This is a genomic window from Candidatus Eremiobacteraceae bacterium, from assembly GCA_035710745.1.
Lineage (GTDB): Bacteria > Vulcanimicrobiota > Vulcanimicrobiia > Eremiobacterales > Eremiobacteraceae > JANWLL01.
Map to the genome: position 1 here is coordinate 1 of DASTCX010000018.1, position 5,000 is coordinate 5,000.

Annotated in this window: 2 protein-coding genes and 2 rRNA genes (1 of these 4 running past the window's edge); 2 read left to right on the forward strand and 2 right to left on the reverse strand. The window is 56.0% G+C overall.

Features of this window, described 5'->3' with window-relative positions; genetic code table 11:
• The first annotated feature begins 72 nt into the window (after positions 1 to 72).
• Both VFO25_07160 and VFO25_07165 read left to right on the forward strand, forming a co-directional pair.
• Positions 73 to 363: a transposase gene (locus VFO25_07160; protein ID HET9342676.1), complete on the forward strand. Its 291-nt coding sequence runs from the start codon at positions 73 to 75 to the stop codon at positions 361 to 363.
• A complete protein-coding gene (locus VFO25_07165; GenBank protein HET9342677.1) occupies positions 360 to 1,178 on the forward strand; it encodes an IS3 family transposase in 819 nt (272 codons plus the stop codon). Before VFO25_07160 ends, VFO25_07165 begins: the two co-directional genes overlap by 4 nt.
• Positions 1,179 to 1,338: 160 nt before the next feature.
• On the opposite strand, the gene rrf is transcribed toward VFO25_07165, so the two are convergent.
• Both rrf and VFO25_07175 read right to left on the reverse strand, forming a co-directional pair.
• Positions 1,339 to 1,456, reverse strand: a 5S ribosomal RNA gene (rrf, locus tag VFO25_07170).
• Positions 1,457 to 1,539: 83 nt separating this feature from the next.
• Positions 1,540 to 5,000, reverse strand: a 23S ribosomal RNA gene (locus VFO25_07175); it runs 843 nt beyond the window's last position.

The following is a 5,000-nucleotide window of genomic DNA, read 5'->3' on the forward strand; positions in this document are numbered from 1 at the left end:
TGCGCTGACCCCCGAGACTCGGGCCGAATGAGACTGTGATTTTCTGGGCGTACTCACCTGGAGGAGACGCCCATGAAGAAGCGATTCAGCGAGCAGCAGATCATCGGGATTTTGCACGAGCTTGACGCCGGTGCGACCGCTAAGGAGCTGGGCCGCCGCCACGGCGTGCACCCCAACACGATCACCGCCTGGAAGACCAAGTATCACGGCATGGAGGCGAGCGACGTCGTACGGATGCGACAGCTGGCGGACGAGAACACGCGACTCAAGCGCGTCGTCGCGAACCTGACGCTTGAGAACGACGCGATCAAGGATCTGCTCGCAAAAAACTTCCCGGGCCCTCAGCGCGGAAGGAAGCGGTGAGGGCCCTGCAAGCCCGAGGCCTCAGCCAACGCCGAGCATGCCGCGCCGCGCGCTGTCCGCGATCGACAGCGCAGCGACAAAGCTTGCGCCAGCAACCACCAGGGTTGGTCGACGAACTCCACCGCCAAGCGGCGCGGCATCGGCGCCGCGGCTATAAGTTCTTGAACCTGCAAGTCCGCAAGGCCGGCTTTCCTGTCAACCACAAGCGCGTGTATCGCCTGTATCGACAGCACCAACTGCAGATTCGACGCCGACGGCGGCGCAAGCTTCGCTACGCGCGCGGACCGGCGCAACCGCCGGCGGCTCGGCCCAACGACTTGTGGTCACTTGATTTCGTCCACGACCAGGTCCGCTGGGGTCGCCGCTTTCGGGTGCTGACGATCCTCGACGAGTGCTCGCGCTTCTCGCCAGAGATCGAAGCCGACACATCCTTGCCGAGCGGACGCGTGATCGCCGTCCTCGAGCAGCTTGCCACGCGGTTCGGGTTACCTAAAACGATGAAGTTCGACAACGGGCCCGAGTTCGCAAGCCTCAAGCTGGCGCGCTGGGCGGCCGAGCGCAGCATCGAAGTGCATTTCATCGATCCGGGCAAGCCGATGCAGAACGGCCACATCGAGAGCTTCAACTCGCGCTTGCGCGAGGAATGCCTGAACGAACACGACTTCGCGAATCTCGCCGAAGCCCGTGCGACGATCAAAGCATGGCATCGGTTCTACAACTACGAACGAGAGCACAGCGCGATCGGCAACGTCACCCCGTTCGCGTATCTTCAAGCCCACTTAGGAGACCAACTGAGCCCAGAGAAGTCACAGTAGCGCATGGCCTCGCTCTGGGGGTCAGCGCAGTTGTATTCCGGATGGTTCCTTAGTGAGAAGCGTTCGTACCGAGTGTATCTCTTCGCCATCTCAGCCTCGCAAGAACTGACTCAGTCAAGATAAAAGACCGGCCGCATCGCTGCGGCCGGCCTCCAAAATAATCCGGCACCTACCTACTCTCCCAAAGACCCTGCGGTCTCAGTACCATCGGCGTTAGCGGGCTTAACTGCCGTGTTCGGAATGGGAACGGGTGTGGCCCCACCACCATCGGCACCGGAAACTTTTCGGGAATCGCTGTTCCCTGAAAACTGCATAGCGGTGATGTTGTGAATCGTGACGTCTTCCGTGTTTATGAGTGCAAGTGAATAACTCTCCGACTGATTAGTACCGGTCAGCTGCACGGATTACTCCGCTTCTACCTCCGGCCTATCAACCTAGTGGACTACTAGGAGTCTTCACCTTGCGGATCCAGACCTTATCTTGGAGTCTACTTCACGCTTAGATGCTTTCAGCGTTTATTAGATCCGTACGTGGCTACCCGGCTCTGCCGTTGGCACGACAACCGGTTCACTAGCGGTACGTCCAACCCGGTCCTCTCGTACTAGGGTCAGCGCTCCTCAAGTCTGTAACGCCCACAGCGGATAGGGACCGAACTGTCTCACGACGTTCTGAACCCAGATCGCGTACCGCTTTAACCGGCGAACAGCCGGACCCTTGGGACCTACTACAGCCCCAGGATGCGACGATCCGACATCGAGGTGCCAAACCTCCCCGTCGATGTGGCAATCTACGATCTCTCGTAGCTTAGACTATACCTTCATCTCTTTCGAGATGGTGACGTATTATGGGAGCGATAGATTTGCGTCCGAAGACGCAGCGCTTCCATCTCTCGCACGCCGGCGAGAAGTCGTTACGGGGAAAATGCGCATAGCATGTTCAGCGTAGTAAACTGAACGAAGCTCGTATTTCTACGGCGAATTTTTCTTCCCTCGGTATTGCCCAATTGCTTGGGGTCCACCGATATGAGTCACTATTACCCATTCGATCGCTCGAATGGCGAGCCCATTTACGAACTCTTGGGGGAGATAAGCCTGTTATCCCCGGGGTAGCTTTTATCCGTTAAGCGATGGCTCTTCCATACAAAACCACCGGATCACTTAGCCCAACTTTCGTTCCTGCTCGACATGTACGTCTCGCAGTTAAGCCGACTTCTGCCTATGCACTCTTACGGTTGATTTCCGACCAACCTGAGTCGACCTTTGGGCGCCTCCGTTACTCTTTGGGAGGCGACCGCCCCAGTCAAACTGCCCGCCTGACCATGTCCACCGACCGGATAACGGCCGCATGTTAGAATCCCGAGATCAACAGAGTGGTATCTCAACGTTGGCTCCATCGAGTCCGAGGGCCCGACTTCAAAGCCTCCCACCTATCCTGCGCAGTCGATCTCAAAATCCAAGATCAGGGTACAGTAAAGCTCCACGGGGTCTTTCCGTCCTGCTGCGGGTAACGGGCATCTTCACCCGTATTGCAACTTCGCCGAGCCCCCCATTGAGACAGTGCCCAAGTCGTTACGCCATTCGTGCAGGTCGGAACTTCATGTATCTCCACGGTTTCCCGCGGCATAGACTATACGTTCACCTGATCGCAGCGAGCTGAGTATCTCGCTGCCGATGGACTTGCCATCACGGATTGGATCAGGGCCGGCGTGTTATGGAGCTTGGAGACTCCATCCGAGGATCTCAACCCTCGAGTCGTTACGGGGATCCGAGTGCGAACTCGGATCTTACCCTCGGTATTACCCGCGGCGCACCTGCATGCGCCGTGAGGGCTCCACCGATTTGAGCCGGTTAATCGAGCAGCGTCGCCGCTGCTCCGGGCAATGTTACTTACCCGACAAGGAATTTCGCTCGATTAGTCTTCGGTGTTTCCATCGAAGTCGGACTTTATCATAAACGAACCTCTATTCATCTCTTTTGCGATCGCGTGGATCTTCTCAACGCCATCGCTTGTGAGATGAACTCCCGCCTTCATCAGAAGCAGAATACGTCGGAACTTTCGAAAGTCGACGTTCTTCTTCGTCTTAAGCGGGTGCTCGACGAAAAATGGAATGATGTTTTCCAGTAGATGGCCTTGCCCTCGCACTCTGTACGCCATTCGATCTCCGTGGTTCGATCGAACCACGCCACAACCGAAGTACGCCTTGAGAGCGTGAAGGATCTGGACATCTCGCTGGTGTTGTACGACGGTGAACTCAGGTAACACCTGATACCGTGCTGTCATTTCAGCGTTCGGATTGATTCCGACGTGAAAGCAGCCTTCGCCGTCCACAAACCCAACAATCCATTGCGGGTCAAGCTTCAATGGTCCGTTCCCGAACGTTAAGTCTCTGAGGATTCCCGAGACGGATCTCGGGCCTTTCCTGCGGATTGTCCCCATGTCCGTCGGATTGTTACTGCCGACTTGCGCCGGCGAGTACCGATCAGTTTTGGAGGAGTTTCCCGCATATGGTTCGGTTTGACTAAGGCTAGCAAATTGTAACCTTAGGACCGTTATAGTTACGGCCGCCGTTTACTGGGGCTTCAATTCAATGCGTCGCCTTGCGGCTAACATCTCCTTTTAACCTTCCAGCACCGGGCAGGCGTCAGCCCCTATACGTCCGCTTTCGCGTTTGCAGAGACCTGTGTTTTTGTTAAACAGTCGCTTGGGCCTATTCACTGCGACCTTTTCGCGCCATTACAGTAAATGCATGTACGCTACTCAGGCACCCCTTTTCCCGAAGTTACGGGGCTAATTTGCCGAGTTCCTTAACAGGGGTTCTCTCGTCGCCTTGGCATTCTCTGCCAGTCTACCGGTGTCGGATTGCGGTACGGGCACCAATGGCCCTTGCTAGACGCTTTTCTTGGCAGTTGAGTATTGTCCGCTTCGCCGCCTTACGTTGGCTCGTCATCGCTTCTCGGGTTTCGGTCTTAACCGGATCACGGATTTACCTATGATCCACCCTACATGCTTAAACACCCATCCAATAGGGTGCCGGACTAACTTCCTGCGTCACGCCTTCGCTTCTCGATTCAATCCTTAACGGCGTGTGATCGTCGCCGAGCTTTCGCTCGGCATACCACACATCGTTAAGAAGAGAATCAAACGGGATCGGTGGTAGCAGAATATGAACTGCTTGTCCATCGCCTACGCTTCTCAGCCTCGGCTTAGGTCCCGACTAACCCTGGGATGATAAACAGCGCCCAGGAAACCTTAGACTTACGGCGGTGAGGTTTCTCACCTCACTTTACGCTACTAATTCCGGCATTCGCACTTCTGGTTCGTCCACGCGTCCTCGCGGTCGCGCTTCAGCCTACAACAGAACGCTCCTCTACCAAAGGACACCGGTAAACCGGCGTCCAGTCCGTAGCTTCGGTGCATGACTTGAGCCCCGTTACGTTTTCGGCGCAGAACCACTCGACCAGTGAGCTATTACGCACTCTTTCAAGGGTGGCTGCTTCTAAGCCAACCTCCTGGTTGTTATCGCGGTCCTACTTCCTTTCCCACTTAGTCATGTCTTGGGGACCTTAGCTGACGATCTGGCCTGTTTGCCTTTTGACGACGGACCTTATCGCTCGCCGTCTGACTCCCGAAATGTACGCCGCAGTATTCGGAGTTTGATGGGGTTCAGTAACCTGGTAAGGCCCCTAGCCCTGTCAGTGCTCTACCCCTGCGGTTTAAATCTCGAGGCTAGCCCTAGAACTATTTCGAGGAGAACCAGCTATCTCTGAGTTCGATTGGCTTTTCACCCCTATCCACAGCTCATCCAACGTTTTTGCAACAACG

Bases quoted from the DNA above. Each gene is read 5' to 3' on its own strand.
- VFO25_07160 (HET9342676.1), top strand. From the start codon at position 73: ATGAAGAAGCGATTCAGCGAGCAGCAGATCATCGGGATTTTGCACGAG.